Raw genomic sequence first — 22443 nt, 5'->3', positions numbered from 1 at the left:
GTTGGCGTACTGGATTTTACCAGATCGGCCTGGATCTGTGTTGGTTGGGTTATAATAATATCCGGTGAATTATACGAACAGTTATAACCATCGATCACCTCAACATTATAGGTCCCTGCGCCTAATCCGCTAAATACCGGAGATGCCTGTGGTCCTGAACTGCTCACTGTTGGAGCCGTTTGATGTAATATATAACTATAATTACTTCCCTGACCGCCGCTTACACCACTTATCGTGATCACAGCATCTGTATCTCCAAAACAACTTAAAGTCGTTGTATTAGCAGTTACCGTTGCTGTGATTGGCGGAGGGATTACTAAAGTTAAAGTTTGACTATCAATACAGCCACCCGCATCACGCACGTTTACCGTGTAGGTACCCGCTGAAAGATCTCTAAATGTACCATTAGACGAATACGCTACAGTAGCTGAACCTGTAAGCTCATACTCATAGCTGCCCCATCCTCCGGTAGCTGTTGCGGTTATGGTTCCGCTATTATTATCACAGGTTACATTCGAGGTCTCATTTGCCGTAAGCACCAATGGCTCTGAAGGTGAATCTATAGTGATCACATTAGAGGTAGTTACACAAAATGGACTATCGGTTTCAGTAACTCGTATACTAAAATTACCTCCTGATAAACCAGTTACGGTTAGCGGATTCGTAGATGTATTTCCGGCTATTGGACCTATTACCGTAGCTCCTGTATTATCTAAAACTTCATAAGTATAATTACCTGTATAACCGCTTACTGTAAATTCTAATTCACCATTAGTGTCACCAAAACAAGTGACACTTGTTGTTGTAGTGGCTTGAACTTCAATGGTATCAAACGGAGCAACGGTGTAAGCATCGGTTACAATACTACAGCCAGTATCTAAATCATTCACCTGGAAGTAATAATCACCAGGCTCAGTGATAGCGAAAACATTGGAAGCTTGTGGGGCACCATCAGGTAACATTTGATAACTGAAGTTTCCTGAACCACCTGTTACACTAATTGAAATACTACCCGAACTGTTACAATCAATCGGAGTAACCTCAGCAACAGATGTTCCGGTAAATGCAGGTAAAGGATCAACAGTTACAGTGTCGGTTACCTCACAGCCATTAGCATCTCTAACAAAAACTGTAATATTCTGAACAGCTCCATTATCATATATATCAAAAGTATTTGAACTAAAATAGGTTGAGCCATTTATACTATAGCTGTAAGGCATTGTACCCCCAGAAGCGGTAATCGTAATTACGGCAGGAGCCGCCTGATTAGAGGCGTCACAAGCAAAACTTGTGGTTAAACTACCGGAACCAGTTAAAACAGCCGGCTCTGAAATGGTTACTGTTGTTGCTGCTGAATCACAATCTTTGTCATCTCTTACCACAACATCATAAGTTCCCGCTGGTAAATTTATGAAGGTATTAGAGCTCTGGAAATTAGCTCCCCCATCAATACTATACATATAAGGAGGGATTCCATTTGTTGCAGAAACTACAATAGTTCCATCAGACGCTCCATTACATGTTACATCCGTTGTTGATGTCGTAAATGTTGGAGTTGTATTAGGTGTAACAACAACCTCCTGAGAATACGCCTGGCATCCCTGAGAATCGGTTACTCTGAAGAGATAAGTTCCATCTACTGATGTGGTAAAACTTGGACCTGCCAAAGCAGTGTAGTTTGAACCGCCATCAGAGCTAACGGCATAAGCAATATAAGAACCTGTTCCTCCGCTTGCTGTTAAATCAATTGTAGCATCAACAGCACAGGTTAAATCCTGGGTTAGATTACTATCTAATAACAATGGAGGTTCTACGATATAATTTGTTGAAACCACACATCCATTTCCATCTCTGATACTTACAGTGTATGTTCCATCGGATGTAATTGTGAAATTCGGACTTGTTTGGAACGCACCACCAATACTGTAAGCTAAAGGTGTAATAGCTGTGCCTGAACTTTCAACTACTGAAATAGTGAAAGGTGTACCATCAAAACATTGTTGTGGTATAGCCGCTATTGTAGGTTCAGGATCTGTCTGAATATCAACATTTATTCTAGATTCACACCCATTAGCATCTTGAACTACAATATCCCAGTTTGTTCTAATTGTTGGATCTAAATTCAACACATTACTTGAACCAAAATCACCTCCAGTTGGTGCGAATCCAAGTGCTCCGGCAGCATACATATAAGGTCCGGTTCCACCGGTAGCTCTTACTGTTACCTGAGCATCTGAGTTACAAGTAGCGTTTACATTTCCAACCAAGGCTAAATTTAAAGACTGAACTGGTTGAGTTATTCTAAAATCAGAGGATGCAGAACACTCAGTACCATCCACTTCTTTAACAAAAAGTCTGTACGTTCCCGCTGGAACTCCAGTAATTGTTGTACTTGCGGGACTTCCCGTTAATCCTGTAAAAGTTCCATTTATTGCAGGGGATACAGGGTTATTTGTTAATACATCACGAACTTCATAATTAATTATTGTTACAGAAGGATCATAATCAGAAACTGTGAAAGACACTGTTCCATCATCGGAACCATAACAATTAACATCGGTTGTAGTAATCGGATCTATTACAATGTTTGATAACGTAGGTGTAGTTACCTCTATAATTGAAAAACATCCTGTGGAATCTTCAACTTTAAAATAATAAGTTACACCGTGATCCAAACCAGTGAAAGAATGCGTTGTAGACGGAGTTGCTGCAGTTTCTGTTCCAGGTTGTCCATAAATCGAATAAATAAAATCGGGAGTTCCTCCTGAATTTACTGAAACATCAACAGTTGCTCCATCAGGACATGTTCCACCTGCGGCAACAGCATCCAAATCCAGGAACGGAGGCGTTTCAATTCTATAATCGGCACTAACGAACTGACAGCCATTTGCATCAACAATGGTTACATAGTAATCACCGAACCATAAATTATTAAACGTATATGTGTTTGAAGACGTTGTATTAGTTTCTACCTGATTAGAAGTATTATCAAACAAGGTATATGTAAATGGCGCAACTCCACCAGAATTAATGGTTACATCGATACTACCAGGTGTTGGTGCAGATCCACAAAGTATTGGATTTTCCATTATGGTAACATCATAAGGCGCCGGATCTGTTAAAGTCACTGTTCCCTGAGCCTCACAACCTTGACTATCTCTTACAACATAATCATAACTTCCAGCAGGTAAGCCTCCTAGAACACTAGAATTTCCAAATGTTGTCCCACCATCAAAACTATAGGTATAAGGGCTTTCACCAGAAGTAACCTGCAGAGAAATAGAACCGTCTGTTCCTCCGTTACAAGTAGGATCTATGGACGACACATTAACAACAACAGGTGTCGTATTATTTACTACAACTGCACTGGTTTCTTGTGAACATCCGTTACCATCAGTAACTCTGAATTGATAGGTTCCCGGAGTGGTGGTTGTATAAGTTGAACCACCAATTGTTGTATAGGTAGCGCCTCCATCTGTACTTACTTGATAGGAATATGAACCATCTCCGCCTTTAACAAATATATCAATGACTGCATTTGTTGGCGAACTACATGTTATGTCTTTTGTTAAAGTAGCGCTTACAGTTACAGGTGGAAAAACATCTGTAGTTGTTGAACTCGTTGCTATACATCCATTAGCATCTTTAACTGTAATCGTATAATTACCTGCGGAATTTACTGTAAAGGTTGGGCTAGACTGATATGAAGCTCCTCCATTTATACTATAAGATAATGGTGCCTGGCCTGTTGCAGAAACCGTGAAAGTAAATCCGGAACTTGCATTACATTGATTATCCACCACAGGAGCAGTTACAGTTGGTAAGGCATCCTGAGCAATAGATACTGAAGTCATGGCGGTACATCCATTAATATCACTTACATAAACATCCCAGTTTAAATCAGCACCACCATTGGTATCAACAGAAATTACATTACTACTTGAGTAATCAAAACTTGTTGGGGCTGCACTTCCTGAAATAACAGCAGCGTATTTATAGTTTGGTGTTCCTCCTGACGCACTAACCGTAATTTCAGAAATATCGTCGCTACAGTTAATATTTGTTGCTGTGGCGTTTAAACTAAGAGCACTAGAAGGCCCATTAACCGTTACACTTGTAGTATCTGTACATCCAGTATCAGAATCCGTAACGTTTATTGTATAGGTTCCGGCCGGTACACCTGAAAGATTAATAGGTGTTGTTCCAGCAGTGGAAACCCCACCGTTAATAGTATAAGTAAAGTTTGTAGATCCGCTTACTCTGAAAATAACTTCTCCATTTGAATCACCAAAACAAGAAACATCACTAGTTACTTCTCCGGTTACAGCTATAACAGATAAAGGATCTATGGTATAGGATTCGCTGTATGTACAGTTGTTTGCATCTCTTACCTGGAAGGTATAAGTTCCAGATCCTAATCCAGAAAATATATTGGAAGACTGATAAGGTGTAACAGCTCCAGAAGGCGCAATAATCTGATATTCCAGCGGACTCATTCCTCCTGTAGTCGTTAGAGTTACAGAAGTTGTCGTTGCTGTACAACTTAGAGGACTGCTACTAAAACTAAGATCAGTTGGTGGATCCAATGGATCTATGGTAATTGGCGCTAATGTTCTTGAACAATTATTAGCATCCTTAACAGTTACCGTATAAGTTCCGGCTGTTAAACCTCCAAAGGTTGTTCCGGTCTGGAAATTAATACCATCAATACTATAAGTGTAAGGTGGTGTTCCTCCTGAAACCCCGGAAACCGTAATGGTTCCATCAGTTGTACAGGTATATGGTGTTGTTAAACTCGCAGAACCTGTAATAGGATCCGTTGATGTAATTGTAATGGTTTGAGGGGTAGTTGTACAAACGTCTCCATCAATGGTGTATTGCACAACAACGTCATATGTACCCGCAGCAAGACCTGTAAAATTAGGTGCGTTTACAAAAGTTGCACCATTATCAATACTGTATGCCAAAGTGTTTCCGTTGGCGTTGGAAACATTGATGGTAATAGTTCCTGAATTCGGATCATCAGAACATAAAATATCTGTTTGAGAAATAGTATAATCCGGTGGTAAAATACCTTCAACAGTAAGTGATACCGTTGCAGAACAATTATTAAAATCTAATACGGTAATATCATAAGTACCAGCAGTAGGAACCGTTACTATATTGGAATTTTGCGAAATGGTATTTCCGTTCACATAATATTGGTATGGTGCAGTTCCACCGTTAGGTGCTACGGTAATTTCACCATCCGTACATGTTAATGGTTTAGTTAATGCTGCAGTTGCCGTTAATAATGGCGGAGCAACAATATCAATATCTTCCGTGTAGGTACAACCATCTTCTGTAGTAGCTGTAACTGTATAAGTACCCGGATTTAATGAAGCAAAAGTATAATCACTAGCATTTATTGGTCCAACACTATCCACTTGCGTTCCTCCGGTAGAGATACTATAATAATACTGTGGTAAAGCATTGTTCATGGCTATTTTGATACTTCCTGTATCGCCATTACAAACAGGCTGTGTTACCGTTGTAGTAGCACTAAAATCACGATCCCTTACATAGATACTTGGTGTTTGGAAAATACAAGGGAATGAGTTGGCCTCTGTTTGTTTTAAATATATGGTATAATAACCAGGTGTTGTAACGTTAAAGGTGTTTGAAGCCTGAAATGGTCCATTAGGGTCTAAACTATATTCATAACCAGAAGGTACATTACCAGCAGTTACAGAACCGGGTGTTGTACATATAATATCTTGTGCACTAATGGTTGGGTCCAATAGGTTTTGATATACGTTGAAATAGAAAATACTGAAACATCCACCAGGATAGTTAATTACTAATCTGAACTGACCAGCATCATTTGCTGTATAATCAGGTCCGGTAGCAACCTGATTCCAGGTACACGTATCATTTTCATTGGCACAATCATCTACTCCAACCTCCGGACAACTTGTTTCATCAAGTTTTTCCCAAATAATAGATACCGCATCACTGATACCGGTTTGAATATCTCTGGTATCATTGGCACCACATAAAAAGATATACGGTAGCACCTTACCGTCATTCGGACAAGTAGGTGTTAAATCAGCATATGGTATTACCGGGTTTGTAGTTGTACTTCCGTAAGGACTAACTACAAAAGTTTCGTTTATTGAAATACAGGTAGAGTTTGTAGTATCTGTAACATAATAAGTCCCGGTTTGCGTAGCAGTGTAAGACTGGGTAGTTGCAATTACCGGTGATCCTGAAGGATCTGTAGACCATGAATAACTATCATAACCACTTGCCGCAGTTAAAACAACACTATCACCACACAAAATTTCGTTTTTCTGAAAATCACAGTTTGAAATATCAACAATGAAATTTGTAGGTCCCGGTTCACTTAAACATTGCGTATTAGCAAAACTACCTTCTTCCTCAATTACGGTAGGATTGATCACACCCTGATATGTGGCAAAAGCCTGATTCAAAATTTCATTTGAACAAGCTTGAGCTAGAGAATAACAATCGGGAACCACCTGGATGGCTAATCGTATGACGAAACTAGGATCATCAACTTCTACAGAACCGTCCGGTATGTTAAAAATAATGGTCCTCGTAGTGGGATCATATGATTGTAATGTAGCTCCTCCGGCATTGGTTAGGTCAATATCTGTGTTTGGATCGAATACAATATTATCTGGTAGGACATCTTTAATTGTAAAATTTGTTACATCGTCATTTCCAACACTTTGATAAGTAATATCATAAAAAAGTTGTTGTCCTAAATAAACACCGGCGCCATCTATATCATTTCCTGAGGTATCCGAAACGGTTTTAGTCAGGTCGATATCCGGTGCAATAATATCTACGTTGAAAGCCCCAAAATATGCAAAAATGGGGTCGGCTTGCCCTTGAGCTACCTGTAGTACAAAGCTCGCGTTGTTTACATTATTCTTTATGTATTCCGGTTCAGCACCCTGAACCTCTAAAAACCCGGTATCAAAACCGAGTGTGTTTTCACTGTTGGGTACTCTTGGGTAATTAATACTCGGTGGGTTTGGTGTTTGTCCATAACCCCTGTTCTCAATAACAGAACCAAAGAATTTGTTCGCACTTCTTTCATCTGTGGTTACCTCTTTACCATTAATTTCTAATTTGGTTGCACGCTTGGTTCTATCACCTTCTAATGCGGCATACGCAAATTGTAAATCGATATTACCAACTGGAGGTGTAGTAAATCCTGTAACCGGTACCTCTTCATAGTGACCGTCATAAATATGTCCGAATCCATCAAACAAATTGAAGGACTTCGTTGTTAAATTGGGATCTTCATAAATAACTACCAAGGTCCAACCCGCAGCTAAACCTGTTGAATTATTGAACCCCTCACTTGATGTTACGTTTGCAACAGTGTATGTTCCTTCAACATCTGTTAAAGTAGAAACTAAATCTGTTACATCGGCATAACAAGCATAAGGTGTATTTCCCGGTTCTCCGAATACAGTGATAATCGGATCAACAATAGCATCATAAATTACTTCGCCAGTTATATCATTATAGGTAGAAGCACCGGGAAGTTTAAGTTTAATTTTATTGATATCAGTCCTGCTGCCATCTTGAAGAATAGCTCCCCAATATAACCCGGCATATGCTACACGGTAACAATCTGTGATACTTCCATCGGGTTCTAAAGGTAATTCAATATCAGCGCTACTAGAGCTAAAGGTTGAAGCATCGCTGTCGATATCAATATATTGCATATCGATATCCTGGTTATCCTGATTAGTAAAGTTGAAATCATTATTGTCTTTCCCCAATATTGCATTACCAACAACAATCATGCTACCTCTAACATCTACTTGCTTTCGGATGGTAAATGGTTTATACGTCTGAGCCATGCCTGTAAAAGACAATAGCAGAAACAACAAAACATAGAGGGATTTGTAATAAGTAGTTTTGTTCATGGTGGTTAGTTTTTCTCTTCTTTTCCTTTGGGTGAAAAAAGAAGACTTAATAGCAAAAAAATTTGTTTTTAATAAAACCTACGTAAATACTAATTAGATGGTTTCCTACACCTTATCTAATTTTTTTGTATTTAAACGAGGTAAATATCGTAAATATTTTTTAAAATTTTGAAGATTTTTCTGTTTTTTATGCTTTTCATCGATATTTTGAGTCTTTAATCTATAAAATTAGAAATTTATGTAATCTTTTTCTGTATTTTTTGAAAATAATTAACTATTATTTCTCAAGTTATTAACAAAAAATGGTTATTAATTAACCAAAATGATCCACCATTAAGTACATTTTTTATAAAAATTTAAAGGAAAAAGCCTTAGTATAAAATTTCCATACTAAGGCTAAATTTGGTTGGTTAAAAATAGTTTTGGTGATTATTAATTTTCAATACTCACTATCGTCATTTCACTATTATATGGTTCATTAGATTTTGAATCGACGGCACGACTAGCAGCATTAACATCATCAAAACGGTTAGAATAAATGAAATATTTATTCGTATTAACATCGTAGAAGAAATCTATATCTTCCAATCCAGATGCTATGGCCTTTCTTACAAACTCATCACGTTTTCCTTCGTCTGAGTGCACTGCCAATACGGTATAATACCCTGGTTCGGTATGCTGAACGCCTTTTACAATTTGTACACTGCTTGTCTGTTCTTCACCAAAATCAAAATCATCTGCAGTAAAATTAGCTGAATTTGGAACTGTAGTTCGTTTAATATTTTCAAGCGTAGCTCTATCTTTATTATAACGATCCTCTAAATTATCATAAGCTGCACGCTTAATACGACGTTTACGTTCAAATTCTGTAGCCTCATTAATATCTTTTAATTTTTTCAATAAGCTATCTCGAGAAGTCACCGCTTTAAACTGTTGTGAGCGCAGATCTTTTAATTTTCTCGAGTAATATACGTTTACAGGATCACTATCAGGATAATTACTCTGACGTTCTTTATAAACATCCTCCAATTGAGCAATTTGTTCCTCTTGCGATTTGATAACCTCATCTAATTGGTTTTTCACATTTTCAATGGCCGCATTTTCAGCAGTAACGCTCTTAAATGGTTTTGGTTCGGTATAAATTCCTTGTTCACTTAAATCATTCTCCCGCTTAAGATCTTCTAAATCTTTTTGCTTGCTGGCTACTTTTGCGTTTAACTCATCCAATAAGTTTTGCTGTTCCAGAGACTGATTTACTGTTAATTCAGTAAGACTTTCTATTCTCTTAGCTTTTGGATCCTTAGCTACCGGGATTTCAACAGCATCTAAATCTTGCTGAGCAATAATTTCATCGGCTTCAATATTTAGATTTGGTCTGGTTTCTTGCTTAGCTTTCTCTTCAGCAATGCGTTTTGCCTCGGCTTCTGCTTCTGCTTTAGCTTTTTCTTCAGCAATACGTTTCGCTTCTGCTTCTGCTGCGGCTTTCGCTTTAGCTTCTTCAGCAGCCTTTTCCTGAGCTATGCGATAAGCTCTGGCTCTAGCCTCTGCTTCCGCCTTAGCTTTGGCTTCCTCCTCAGCTTTAAGGCGCGTGGCTTCAGCTTCCTGAGCAGCTTTTTCTTCAGCAATACGCTGCGCCTCCGCCTCTGCTGCGGCATTATCCTCCTGGGTTGTATCTGCAACAACTTCTTTTTGTTCCTCTACAGGAGCCGTTTGTTCCGGTTCTTTTTCTTCCGGTTTAGCGGCAGCGACTTCTGTTTTCGGTTTACTAATTGTTGGTTTACTTGTTGGACGTTTTGGTTTTCTGCTTGGTTGGATTAAAGCTTCTTCCTCGTCATCACCGCTGTAACGGTATCTATTATTGTTATTAAATCGATAGGCCAGGGTAATCTCATGAGAATTGCCAAAACTATTAAGGTCACTAATGGCTTTTTCAAAATTATATTCAATAGCTATATTCTTGGTTAGGTTTACCCCTAAACCACCAGAAACACCATAAAGGGTATTATAACCAGCCTGTGCCCAAATTCCTTTTGGGACTAATACCATGGCAACACCCGATATAACGGTGGTCTCTTTTTTAAATTCTGATCGGATGAGCATTTGAAATTTGCTTTCATCAAAAAATCCTCTGGTATTAAAATATCCGGTATACATCATGTGTGCCTGTAAGGCTTGCTCCGGATTATCCTGGATCATTTCCGAGGTTGTGATATTGTAAGACACCAGATTATTGATAGCAATACCAAAATCCAGAAAGCCGGTACCATAATTAATACCGGGATTTATTGTTAATACCGAATTTGATTCTAAATTATTTAACGATGGATCTGGAAAATTAGTAACTACACTACCCTCATTTATACTGCTGGAATAAAATCCAACATTAAGACCGAAGGTTAGGTTATTTTCACTGTCAAACATAGCGTTATAAGCAAAGTTAACTATACCTCCAAAGGTGGTTAATACACCATAATCTTGTTGAAATAAACCTAATCCGGCTCCTATATTTTCTCGAAAGCGTCCGGAATAACTAAATAAATAGGTTTGCGGAGGATTATCAAATTGAACCCATTCTCTTTTATTGGTAAATGTGATAAATTTATTTTGTTCCCTAACAAAACTAAATGTGGGGTTTAAGGCATATTTATTGAAGCGCAAAGAATTCCTTACCGGAATTGATAATGATGAAACACCATTTGATTGGGCATGCAATTCCAGAAAGCCAAACGCGCATAAAATAATATATAGAATAAATTTTTTCATATTATTTTAGAACAGTAATTGATCCTTTTTTAGTTTGACCATCTTTCTCTATAACGTAATAATATACCGGATTTACTTGATTAAAGTCTATTTGACTTTGTGGCCAATTATTTAAATAATCACTTGTTTCAAAGACTTTTTTTCCACTGGAATTAAAAATAGTTACATCAGTACTTGTGCCCGTTGTATACATCTGTGGAATAACCCAGGTATCATTAACTCCATCGCCATTTGGGCTGATGATATTTGGAATATTTGGAACATCAGGAAAAGCCTCAATAACCTTAAATGCAAATTCATTAGAGGCATTACAGCCTGAAGTCTGGTTAATTACTACGCGGTAGTTTCCTGTTTGACCAATGGTGTAACTATTTGAGGTTTGCCCGGTAATTACAGTGCCATTTTTATACCAGGTAAATTGCGGACTTACAGCATCCGTTGTTACCGTAGCCGTAAGGGTTTCTCCTTCATTTAACATGTTCACCTCCTGAACGTCTATGCTGCTCGTGAATCCGGTATTTTCAAGGGTTATGGAAGCACTTACAGAACAGTCACCAAGATCAACCGTTACTGAATAAGTTCCGGACTCATTAGTTTGATACATTTGGTTGGTTGCACCTGAAATGGCATCACCATCTTTAAACCATTGATAACTATTCCCATTTAACGCGCTTAAGGTGGTTGGACCATCAGTAGCACAAAACGGATTTCCTAAACTGGAGGAAATTTCAAAGGAACCATTGGTTGTTGACTCGCTCACTGTAACCCTATTGGAATACGAATTAGAACTACATGAACCATAATTGGTTTCACAAAAATAGGTTCCGGGCTCAGATACCGATAAGGTTTCACCAGAAGTTACAAAAACCGAAGTGGTTGCACTGGTTTCTTTATACCAATTAAAGGTTAACGAGTCGTATTGTAATGGCGAATCGTTGTCCGGACCTCCCGGATTATCAATAGTTAGTAAATAACTACTGCCGGCACAATAAACTGCGGTTTCTATTAAATTATTAATGGTGAAGGGCGAATCCTGGATTTTATAGTAAGCAGGAAATGGTACTGACCCTGTGCTCGTGGCAGCCGGAGACGTACTTTTTATTCTAATTCTGTAATTTTCACCTGCAACAGTATCAGGAAATGCAAAAGTGATGGTTGCCGGTGAGGTTGTGAACTCTCCCTGCGCAGAAGTATATATAACCTGTGCATTAGTAAAATCACCTGTTGGATCGGAGAGCTCTATAAGGAACTGATTGGTGGCTCCAACAGAAGTTTCCGGAGAAAAAGAAAACGTAGCATTATAAGAATTAAAAGATGGTCCGGCGCAAGCTTGGGTAAAACCAAGCGTCGGAGTACTAATTACAATTTGTGATTGTACCTTACTAATGCTTAAAAACACAAGGCAAAGTCCGATTATTAAATGTTTAAAATTCCTCATGATTTATTGTTTTCAACAACAAAACGATCCGTCGTTAATAGCTTAAATTTGAACCAGGTTCGTTTACTGAAAATTTGAGTCAGTAAAAAGAGTTAAAAAACGTGATTGAAGTGTTTTTGGTTATTCTAAATTGATAAATTTTGGAATTAAAAATGAGATTAAGGTTGGGCGCCAATATCTTCAGAGGCTAAATTGTCCTTTTCGGATGCTATGATTTTATTAATCCTTAATCTATAATCAGGACGCTTTTTATTGTACATATCAATAAAAGTTTCGTCGTTAGCACTTTTAGAATACACGTTTAAAAATGAGCTATTTCCATACCAGTTCTCGAGGTCTTCATTGTTAGAATTGTATTCAACATAAATATTACCGTTACAGTTATTGAAATACATATCGGTAAATTTAATTTTCTCTAAATTTTGTTGATTTACTACAATTCCATCTTCAAATAAAACCGCTGGATTAAATCCTGAAATAACACTTTTATTCATATCTAAATAAGCAGATTTCCCCACATACACACCTTCATTAACTAAACCTCTGCTAATATCACCTTTAAGATCATTACTTTCATTAAGTAAGGTAATGTTCTCCGCTTTTACATGTGTTAAGCTTTTTGAAAAATCAACTTCTCGTTGATCATCATATGAAGCCACTTGCAAACAACGAGCTCGATAGCTACTAGACACAAATGGTGAACGTACCGCCAATGAGTTATTTAAAGCTACTTGAGTTCCAAAATTAAATTTGAAATCGTTTCCACTAGACTTGTAGGACACCAACCGATCTAAAGTAAGGTTTCCACCCCAAACCTGAAAAGAGTTTGCGCCAGAATAGCTTACCATAATATTTTTAAGAACTGTTTTACTACCTACTCCAGCTAAGAGTAAACCACTAAAATAACCATCTCGCATACGTTTCCCTGCATATTCTATACGTACATAACTTAAAACACCGGAGTAACTTTCAGTGTTTGCTCCTCCAAAATTGGTTTTTGGATAATCTGAAGGATTAAGGTCCGGGAAGTAAGATGCCACAGAACCATTTCCGAATTTATTAGATGGTGCATCACCCAGGATAATAATACCTCCCCAATCACCCGCACGTTTCACGTCTCTGTTAGAAGTAAACACAATAGGATCTGTAACAGAACCATTTGCCATGAGTTTAGCTCCTTTGGCAATTGTTAGAGATGCTTTTGTTTTGTAATCAGCTAATATTACGGTTCCGGGTTCTATACTTAAGGTTGCACTGTCTACAACAAATACATTACCTAATAATAAGTAAACCTCGCGTTTGCTAAGTTTGGTGTCTTTGGAGATTTTCCCGGTTAAGATTTGAGTAGGCTCTCCCGGATCTTCTTGATTGGGGTTAAACTCTGTCCAATTCTTAAGCCAGTTGTCTGTTCCTATGATTCCTTTTTCTTGTTGTGCAAATGAGATTCCAAATACAAATAGAAAAAGCCATATCGGGTGGGTTAAGTTTTTCATCATTAAAAAATTTGTAATTAAGGGCAAATGTTCTTTTTATTTTACGTCAAATCTATAAAAAATTATCCATGAAATGCAATTTTTTTCGTTAAAATGCATTTTTGTATCAATATAATGTCAAAAAAATCGATGAAATGCATCTTTATAAATTTATAAATTATCAAGATTCCGTGCTTTTTGATTATCGTAAAAAGTAACTATGAAATATGAAAGCAAAAAAAGTAACATATAATTTTAGTAATTACATGCTACTTTTTGTTTGTGATCTTTAATTATAAGTTGTCTTAATGGTATTCACTAAACTCGTGAAGCGATTTCATCATATCTTCATAAAACAAAATAGCCGCTATAAGTTTAGATGTATCTGAATAGGGCAATATACGTTCATGAAATTCTCGAGTTGAACTTAGAAAATCATCGGTAGCTTCGAACTGATTATCCAACACTTTGTTGTTCTCCTTATCATCCGGGATTCCCAAACTAGTTAAGGTAACACCAGGTTTGGTAGCAAATGCAATGTAAGGTAATAGTTTTACTAAGCTTTCTATACGTTCCGTATAAAGTCCTAATAACTCTCCCTTGGGCATACGCTCCAACTCTTCTTTATTATGGTATTTTTTAATACCAACATTTTCACGAATGATACTTTTAGGACCTTTATGCTTTTGAGCATGAGTTATACCAAACATCAAAATAAAGCAAAAACTAAGTAAAAATATTCTTTTGTTCATGATTGAGACTTTAGGGTTTATGGGACAAATTTATGCAATTAAACGAAAAAAACAAGCGTTTTATCGATTTTTTTCATTTTTTATGTTAATTTTTAGTCGAGCCGTAATTAATCTTATTGACATTTTTCTAAATTTTATCACATTTTAGAAGCGCATATTTTACTCATTCACTTTTAGAAAAACATTAACAAACTGAATTTGTGTTTGTTAACTCTTTTAATGACTTTTACGCAACCTTTTTGAATTATTATCATCCTATTCAATACAATATAACTGTAACTAAAATGAAAACTTACAAGATCCTACTACTATTTACTCTGACCTTATTTTTTAATTGTTCTTTAGGGAATGACAACACGACAAATTCTGTGCCAAAAACAAATATTACCTGGCATTTAACGCAAACCACAGGTGGTATTGAGGGCGTAAATGACCAGTTTGAACTAGGAACGGTGGTCTGGACTTTTTATGAAAGCACAGGCGTTTTATATGTTGATAATCAAAACACTGACACTACAAAGGAGGCTTTTCTTAGCTCGGGTAATTACACCTACAGTATTAATCAGGTTGGAGGTCTAAAATTCATTACTATTGATGGTGTGGAATATGGTGAAATCATCATTAATACAAATGATTTCACTATTAATGAGAACAACAAAAGTACGGGTACTGAATCAGACGGGTTCGTATACACCTTCCAAAAAGTAGTAGAACAACTTTAGGTTTTTTGCTTCTTTTTCCGTGCCGCGGGAAATAAAACATTATTAAGGATTAAGCGATAACCCGGAGAATTTGGATGCAAATCCAGCTCAGTTTTTGGATCGCCAACCTTATGTTGATAATCTTCAGGGTCATGTCCCCCATAAAAGGTAAAAAAACCTTTACCCTTTATGCCGTGAATATATTTAGCCTCTCCGTTAAGCTTGGTTTCTCCTAATATGAGAACATTTGCTTTGATATCATCGCGATTAAATGAAGTTGTTTGGCCCATAAATCCTTTTATAATTGCCGTGTGATCCTGACAGAGCATCGTAGGTACCGGATCCCATTTCGCTGAGAAATCCATAAGTGTAAAATAATCCGATGATTTGGGAATATTTCGTTTGGAAGTCATATCAATGGATGAAAATTCATAAACTCTAGGATTGCGCTCCAAAATAAAATTAGTGAACGCAAAGGTTTTAGAGTAGTCTAGTTTATTTTGATAACCGGGATCACTACCATCGCCATCAAACATGGGCTCACAAATATCTACTCCTGCAGCAGCCAGAGCAATATCAAAACTATCAGTAGCACTGCACATAGCAAACATAAATCCGCCACCAACAACATAATCCCTTATCTTTAAGGCTACATCACGCTTTTCATCAGATACTTTTGAATACCCTAATTTTTCGGCTAAAGCTTCAGCTTCTTTTTTTTCTTCAATATACCAGGAGCTTGCTCTGTAAGCACCGTAAAACTTCCCATATTGTCCGGTGAAATCTTCGTGGTGTAGGTGTAACCAATCGAAAGTAAGCAGTCCGTCGTTCAAAACTTCTTCATCATATATGGTTTCATAGGGAATTTCAGCATAAGATAAAACCATAGTCACTGCGTCATCCCAGGGATGATTACCTTTAGGGGTATATACGGCAATTTTAGGCGCCTTTTCTAACACGACGGCTTCCATATTTTGACTTGGACTACTGATCAAATCAAGAATTTCCGCGGCTTTATCATTGGAAATAACCTCAAAACTCACCCCCCGAATCAAACATTCCCGTTGAATATCTTCGGTATCGGGTAATAAAAAAGATCCGCCGCGATAATTCAGTAGCCATTTGGCCTTTAAATGTTTGCTTAGTGTCCAATAGGTGATGCCATAAGCCTTCAAATGGTTCTTCTGACCTTCGGCATCCATGGGAATCAGGATATAAGAGGCAAAAACCTGAAGAGACAGGCCATAAAATAACAACAGAAGCAGGTATTTTTTCATACCCTCCAAGGTAATGAAATTTTAAAATTCAGAACGAAACTTTAACAATTGAAAAAGGTTTAGAAAGGAACCTCATTCTCGTCATCGTCATTCAGTGAACTACCAAAAGCCTGGTCAGGATTTGCCTTATAATCATCGGGTTTAAAGGTATCATCGTTCGCTGCGGCATTCATTTTAGAATGAAATTCGTAAGGATAATCAAAATCATCCAGATTATCGAATTTACCAAGGTGCCCAATAAATTTCAATCGAATATTATCCAGACCACCATTACGATGCTTGGCTACGATAAATTCGGCTTGTCCTTCGGTTGGAGAACGTTCTTCATCGTCCCATTCATCAATTTTATAATACTCGGGACGATAGATAAAGCTCACAATGTCGGCATCCTGCTCTATAGCACCGGACTCCCGTAAGTCGGAAAGTAAAGGACGTTTACTTCCTCCTCTTGTTTCCACAGCTCTCGAAAGCTGTGAAAGCGCAATTACAGGCACATTTAATTCTTTTGCCAAGGCTTTGAGGTTTCTTGAGATCATCGAAATTTCCTGTTCACGATTACCGGTATTACTGCTTCCTCCCGTCATGAGTTGTAAATAATCGATCATGATCAATTTAATACCATGCTGAGAAGACAAACGGCGTGCCTTTGCTCGAAGATCAAAAATAGAAAGCGACGGTGTATCATCAATGAAAAGTGGCGCCTTTTCAAGATCCTTAACTTTAACGTTAAGCTGCTCCCATTCGTGCTTTTCTAATTTACCAGTACGTAATTTTTCAGAAGATAAGCCCGTTTCACTAGAGATCAAACGTGTTATTAATTGCACAGAAGCCATTTCCAAAGAAAAGAAGGCTACCGGAATATTTTGATCTACTGCAATGTTTCGCGCCATAGATAAGGTCAGGGCTGTTTTACCCATACCCGGACGAGCCGCTACAATAATAAGATCTGAAGGTTGCCATCCGGAAGTTAATTTATCGAGTTTATGAAAACCGGTGGGAATACCACTAAGACCTTCTTTATTTGAAATTTCTTCAATTTTCTTTTTCGCCTGAATCACTAAATCCTGAGCAGTTTCACTGGATTTTTTAATATTCCCCTGAGTAACTTCATAAAGTTTCGCTTCAGCTTTATCCAGAAGATCAAAAACATCTTTGGTTTCGTCATAGGAATCTTCAATAATTTCACTAGAAATTTTGATCAAACTACGTTGAATAAATTTTTGAAGAATGATTCGCGCGTGAAACTCAATATGTGCAGAAGAAGACACTTTTTGGGTTAAAGAAATGAGGTAAAAATCACCTCCAACCATTTCAAGTCTGGCATTTTTCTTTAATTGTGATGAAACGGTTAATAAGTCGATAGGCTCGCTATTTTCAAACAGCTGAAAAATAGCTTCAAAAATATATTGATGTGCCTCTTTATAAAAGGCATCCGGACTTAAAATATCGATAACTTCATCGACTCCTTTTTTATCAATCATCATGGCACCCAACACAACTTCCTCTAAATCAATAGCTTGTGGAGGAATTTTGCCTTTTTCGAGATTAATTAAAGTGCCTTTATCTACTTTATAGCCTTGGACTTGGTTTGGTTGTTTCATGAGAACGAAAATAAATAAAAAGAAGGATTACTAGCCTTTATTTCGGAATTCTATTGTTAACTACTCATTAACAATTGAACTGTTAATAAGTCAAAAATATTGTGAATAAGTGCAAAAAAAACTGAAGACTAAATCCTCAGTTTTTAATTCTATAAGTAAATTATCAGATTAGTCCTTAAAAACACCCATTTGAGAATATTTATCCATACGTTTAGCAACCAAATCTTTTGGTGATAAGTTTTTTAAATTCTCAAATGCCTTAACGATCGAAGTGCTCACTTTGGTAAATGTCTTTTCTCGATCACGGTGAGCTCCACCAAGAGGCTCTTTAATTATTTCATCAATTAATTTCAACTTTTTCATATCCTTGGCAGTCAGTTTTAAAGCTTCAGCAGCTTGTTCTTTGTATTCCCAACTGCGCCAAAGAATAGACGAACACGATTCTGGTGAAATTACTGAATACCAGGTGTTCTCGAGCATTAAAACGGTATCTCCCACGCCAATTCCAAGTGCACCACCGGAAGCACCTTCACCAATAATAACCGTAATAATGGGCACTTTTAAGCGTGTCATTTCAAGAATATTTCTGGCAATGGCTTCACCTTGACCTCGTTCTTCAGCTTCTAAACCAGGATAAGCGCCCGGCGTATCTAAAATGGTAACAACAGGAATTCCGAATTTTTCAGCCGACTTCATTAAACGCAAGGCTTTTCGATATCCTTCCGGATTCGCCATACCAAAATTTCGGTATTGACGCGTTTTGGTATTATACCCTTTTTGTTGCCCAATAAACATGAAACTTTGATCGCCAATTTTACCTAAACCACCGATCATGGCTTTATCATCTTTAAAATTTCTGTCGCCGTGAAGTTCCAGAAAGCTATCGCCGCAAATAGCTTTAATATAATCTAAGGTATAGGGGCGATCGGGATGTCTGGATAATTGTACGCGTTGCCAGGGCGTTAGGTTTTTATATATCTCTTTTTGGGTAGCTTTTAATTTCTTTTCGATCTGATCGCAGGTCTCAGTTACATCAACATCGCTCTCTTCACCTATCAACTGACACTTTTGGAGCTGATCTTCTAAATCTTTTATAGGGAGTTCAAATTCTAAATATTCCATAAGAATTCAATATTTTGATTTGTTCGTTTTGTTAGCTTACAAATATAAAACTTTAATTGTTTTATGACCTTAAGCGGGGTTTTCTTTTTTTAATTCGAATATTTTTCAGTAAGGCATTTATTAAAACGGTTGATATTATTAGGATAGCACCGTAATAAAACGAGGGCGACATAGACTCTTTCTCAGGAAATAAGAACACGGCTAGAATAATCCCATAAACAGGTTCGAGATTATATGTTAGAACTACTGTATATGGACTAATTACACGCATGACATGAACAGCTGCAATAAATGCATAAGCAGTACAAATAGATGCGAGAATAATAAGATACCAAAAATCTGAAGTACTTAAATTGAAAAAAGAAGCCTGTATAAATTCTGAAGAAAATATCAATAAATAAATTGATATAGCGATCATACCGCTTACAAACTCATAAAATGAAATTACCGTAGAACTATAAGATTTAATAAAGCGACCATTTAATACGGCAAAAAAAGCAGAAAGAAATGCAGATAGCACGCCCAAAATAATACCGGTAAGATGGTTTATTTCACTTTTAGTAATAATATAAACTCCGAAAATAACAATAAGCCCAAATAAAATCTCATACCAAATGATGCGTCTTTTAAAAATCAATGGTTCTATTAAAGATGCAAAAAAAGCTCCTGTTGAAAACATGGCCAGGGCAATAGAAACATTGGAGGTTTTTATAGAACCAAAAAAAGTAATCCAATGCAGCGCAATGATAATTCCCGCTAAAGCAAGTTTTACGACTGAACTTGATTTCAATTGAAGCTTAATACCTCTAATTTTTATGTAAACGAACATAAAAACACAGGCAAACACCATGCGATACCAAACCAAAGGAATGGCATTTATAGAGATTAATTGTCCTAAAATAGCTGTAAAACCTGCTATAAAAACAAGGAGATGTAAATGCAGGTAATTTTTCAGTTTAGCGTTTTGCATGATAAAGCATGTACATAGCCAGAATGCCGAAAATTATATTTGGAAACCAGGTGGCTATTATAGGATTAAAATCCGACTGCTCTGTCATCACACCAAAAATCTTATCAAAGAACACAAACACCATAGCAATACAAATACCTATGGCCAAATTTACACCCATACCCCCGCGACGCTTAATTGATGACACCGCAACCGCTATTATGGTTAGAATAAAAACAGAAACAGGCAAACTCCATTTTCTGTAAAGTACCAGCTTGAAACGCCCTACATTCGAAGAACCACGTGCCTCTTCTTTTGCGATAAACTGTTTTAAATCGCCATACATTTTTGTTTCCGCAGCGTAAATCACAGGAATTAAATCGTCTACATCGAATGAAAAAACCGTATCCTTTAGAACATTGTGCTCAATATGATCTTCATCCTTAAAAATATCGCGTTTGGTATAGTTTGTAAGACGATAGGTTGAATCCTGAGGATTATACTTGATGGTTGAAGCGGTAATTTTATATTTAAGTTTATTATCCTCAATATGTTCCAATGTAAAATTATGCCCCATATTATTCTTCACATCAAAGCGACTCACATAAATAATTTCATTGTCATTAATCTGTCTGAATACATTGGTATCGTCAACCGACTTCACTCCTTTTTTCAAATATTTATACGTGAAATCATTAAACCCTTCACTGGCTTTGGGAGCCAGATATAATCCAAGAAAAATGGATAAAATAGCCACAATTGTTGCTCCTATCAGGTAAGGTCGTAAAAAACGCGTAAAGGAAACTCCAGAACTTAAAAATGCAATAATCTCTGTATTATTAGCCAGTTTAGAAGTAAACCAGATCACAGATAAGAACAGGAACAGCGGAAATAATATATGTGCGAAATAAATGGTGAAATCATAGAAATACCAGAGGACTTCAGGAAGTGGCACATGATTTTCAAGAATCTTCCCAATTTTTTCAGCCAGATGTACTGTTATTCCTATTGGAATAAACAGTAATAACATCATAAAAAATGTAAACAGATATCGTTTTAATATGTACCAGTCAAGAATTTTCATAAAACTATAGGCTTCTTCAAAAGTAAAAATGTTAAAGCCTAAAGGCGTTTATCCATTTGTTTAACCATTTTATCTTTCCAACTTTTAAAATCTCCAGCTAAGATATGCTTTCTTGCCTCTCTTACCAACCACAAATAAAATCCTAAATTATGAATGGTTGCAATTTGTTTTCCAAGCATTTCATTCACAGTAAATAAATGACGCACATATGCTTTGCTGTATTCCGTATCTACAAACGTCATCCCCATGGGATCAATGGGCGAAAAATCTTCGGCCCATTTTAAATTTTTAATATTGATGGTGCCCTGAGATGTAAATAACATACCGTTTCTGGCATTTCTGGTTGGCATCACACAATCAAACATATCAACACCTAACGCAATATTTTCCAAAATATTGATAGGCGTGCCAACGCCCATTAAGTATCTGGGCTTATCTTCAGGTAAAATAGAGCAAACAACATCAGTCATGGCATACATTTCTTCAGCAGGTTCTCCAACTGACAACCCACCAATAGCATTTCCCACGGCTCCGGCATTGGCAATATATTCTGCCGATTGTTGTCTTAGATCTTTATACGTACTCCCTTGAACAATAGGAAAAAAAGCTTGCTCATAACCGTATTTAGGAGGCACTTTTTCCAAGTGTGTTTTGCAACGCTCCAACCAACGATGCGTCATATGCATGGAACGTTTTGCGTAGTGATAATCGCAAGGGTATGGCGTACATTCATCAAAGGCCATAATAATATCCGCTCCTATACTTCGTTGGATTTCCATGACATTTTCAGGTGTGAAGGTGTGATAACTACCATCAATATGCGATTTAAATTTCACGCCTTCTTCCTTTATCTTTCTGTTTGCAGATAACGAATAAACCTGATAACCACCGGAATCAGTTAAAATATTTCGATCCCAATTCATGAATTTATGAAGTCCTCCGGCCTTTTCCAGAATAGGCGTTTGAGGTCTTAAGTATAAATGGTACGTATTCCCCAGAATGATATCAGGATTAATATCATGTTTTAACTCGCGTTGGTGCACACCTTTTACCGAAGCAACGGTGCCAACGGGCATAAAAATAGGTGTTTCGATGGTACCGTGATCAGTTTTAATGATACCAGCTCTGGCTTTTGATTGAGGATCTTTTGCTTTTAAATCGAATGTCATTTGTAACTGCAATGCGTTCGCAAACCTACATATTTTTTTGCTCTTAATGGCGATTATTCAATTTAATATCCTTAACATTTCATCGAATTTCAAAAAATAAAAATGAACAAAATCTCAGTTGATTCAGAAATAATTTTGATTTGGCAACGTTTTTGTGTTGGTTAGC

The 22443-nt window shown here is 37.0% G+C and carries 12 protein-coding genes; 1 reads left to right on the top strand and 11 read right to left on the bottom strand.

All coding sequences use genetic code 11. The features are described 5' to 3' along the window. From ABD682_RS08660 to ABD682_RS08640, 5 genes are all read right to left on the bottom strand, one after another. The coding region (locus ABD682_RS08660; protein ID WP_344740782.1) for a beta strand repeat-containing protein at positions 1-7949 on the bottom strand (7949 nt) is incomplete at its 3' end. A 432-nt stretch (positions 7950-8381) separates the two neighbouring features. Then, positions 8382-10712, bottom strand: a complete 2331-nt coding sequence (locus ABD682_RS08655) for a PorP/SprF family type IX secretion system membrane protein (protein WP_344740780.1) — start codon at positions 10710-10712, stop codon at positions 8382-8384. A 1-nt stretch (position 10713) separates the two neighbouring features. Further along, entirely contained in the window at positions 10714-12150 is a 1437-nt protein-coding gene (locus tag ABD682_RS08650; protein ID WP_344740779.1) for a T9SS type B sorting domain-containing protein, read from the bottom strand. Between the two features lie 158 nt (positions 12151-12308). After that, complete coding sequence (locus ABD682_RS08645) at positions 12309-13643, bottom strand: hypothetical protein (RefSeq protein ID WP_344740777.1); 1335 nt, start codon at positions 13641-13643, stop codon at positions 12309-12311. A 284-nt stretch (positions 13644-13927) separates the two neighbouring features. Then, a complete protein-coding gene (locus tag ABD682_RS08640) occupies positions 13928-14374 on the bottom strand; it encodes a hypothetical protein (RefSeq protein ID WP_344740776.1) in 447 nt (148 codons plus the stop codon). A 284-nt stretch (positions 14375-14658) separates the two neighbouring features. Between ABD682_RS08640 and ABD682_RS08635 the strand changes: the two genes are divergently transcribed. Beyond that, a complete protein-coding gene (locus ABD682_RS08635; RefSeq protein WP_344740775.1) occupies positions 14659-15096 on the top strand; it encodes a hypothetical protein in 438 nt (145 codons plus the stop codon). On the opposite strand, the gene ABD682_RS08630 is transcribed toward ABD682_RS08635, so the two are convergent. From ABD682_RS08630 to tgt, 6 genes are all read right to left on the bottom strand, one after another. Then, complete coding sequence (locus ABD682_RS08630) at positions 15093-16352, bottom strand: asparagine synthetase B (RefSeq protein ID WP_344740773.1); 1260 nt, start codon at positions 16350-16352, stop codon at positions 15093-15095. The two genes, ABD682_RS08635 and ABD682_RS08630, sit on opposite strands and share 4 nt — an antisense overlap. 59 nt (positions 16353-16411) lie before the next feature. Then, on the bottom strand, positions 16412-17953 hold the full coding sequence (gene dnaB, locus ABD682_RS08625; protein ID WP_344740772.1) for a replicative DNA helicase: 1542 nt from the start codon (positions 17951-17953) through the stop codon (positions 16412-16414). A gap of 168 nt (positions 17954-18121) precedes the next feature. Then, positions 18122-19075: an acetyl-CoA carboxylase carboxyltransferase subunit alpha gene (locus ABD682_RS08620; RefSeq protein ID WP_344740771.1), complete on the bottom strand. Its 954-nt coding sequence runs from the start codon at positions 19073-19075 to the stop codon at positions 18122-18124. A 61-nt stretch (positions 19076-19136) separates the two neighbouring features. Next, the gene (locus tag ABD682_RS08615; protein WP_344740769.1) at positions 19137-20045 is read right to left on the bottom strand and encodes a DMT family transporter; all 909 of its coding nucleotides are present in this window, start codon (positions 20043-20045) and stop codon (positions 19137-19139) included. Beyond that, positions 20032-21108, bottom strand: coding sequence for an LptF/LptG family permease (locus tag ABD682_RS08610; protein ID WP_344740768.1), 1077 nt, complete (start codon positions 21106-21108; stop codon positions 20032-20034). Before ABD682_RS08610 ends, ABD682_RS08615 begins: the two co-directional genes overlap by 14 nt. A gap of 38 nt (positions 21109-21146) precedes the next feature. Continuing rightward, on the bottom strand, positions 21147-22277 hold the full coding sequence (gene tgt, locus ABD682_RS08605; RefSeq protein ID WP_344740767.1) for a tRNA guanosine(34) transglycosylase Tgt: 1131 nt from the start codon (positions 22275-22277) through the stop codon (positions 21147-21149). Positions 22278-22443 lie beyond the last annotated feature (166 nt).

This window comes from Gaetbulibacter aestuarii (assembly GCF_039537665.1).
GTDB classification, from domain to species: Bacteria; Bacteroidota; Bacteroidia; order Flavobacteriales; family Flavobacteriaceae; genus Gaetbulibacter_A; species Gaetbulibacter_A aestuarii.
This window is presented reverse-complemented; position numbering and strand designations above follow the sequence as displayed.

Coding starts and splice junctions, on each gene's coding strand:
- ABD682_RS08655 (WP_344740780.1), bottom strand. CDS start 10,712: ATGAAAAAATTTATTCTATATATTATTTTATGCGCGTTTGGCTTTCTG.
- ABD682_RS08650 (WP_344740779.1), bottom strand. CDS start 12,150: ATGAGGAATTTTAAACATTTAATAATCGGACTTTGCCTTGTGTTTTTA.
- ABD682_RS08645 (WP_344740777.1), bottom strand. CDS start 13,643: ATGAAAAACTTAACCCACCCGATATGGCTTTTTCTATTTGTATTTGGA.
- ABD682_RS08640 (WP_344740776.1), bottom strand. CDS start 14,374: ATGAACAAAAGAATATTTTTACTTAGTTTTTGCTTTATTTTGATGTTT.
- ABD682_RS08635 (WP_344740775.1), top strand. CDS start 14,659: ATGAAAACTTACAAGATCCTACTACTATTTACTCTGACCTTATTTTTT.
- ABD682_RS08630 (WP_344740773.1), bottom strand. CDS start 16,352: ATGAAAAAATACCTGCTTCTGTTGTTATTTTATGGCCTGTCTCTTCAG.
- dnaB (WP_344740772.1), bottom strand. CDS start 17,953: ATGAAACAACCAAACCAAGTCCAAGGCTATAAAGTAGATAAAGGCACT.
- ABD682_RS08620 (WP_344740771.1), bottom strand. CDS start 19,075: ATGGAATATTTAGAATTTGAACTCCCTATAAAAGATTTAGAAGATCAG.
- ABD682_RS08615 (WP_344740769.1), bottom strand. CDS start 20,045: ATGCAAAACGCTAAACTGAAAAATTACCTGCATTTACATCTCCTTGTT.
- ABD682_RS08610 (WP_344740768.1), bottom strand. CDS start 21,108: ATGAAAATTCTTGACTGGTACATATTAAAACGATATCTGTTTACATTT.
- tgt (WP_344740767.1), bottom strand. CDS start 22,277: ATGACATTCGATTTAAAAGCAAAAGATCCTCAATCAAAAGCCAGAGCT.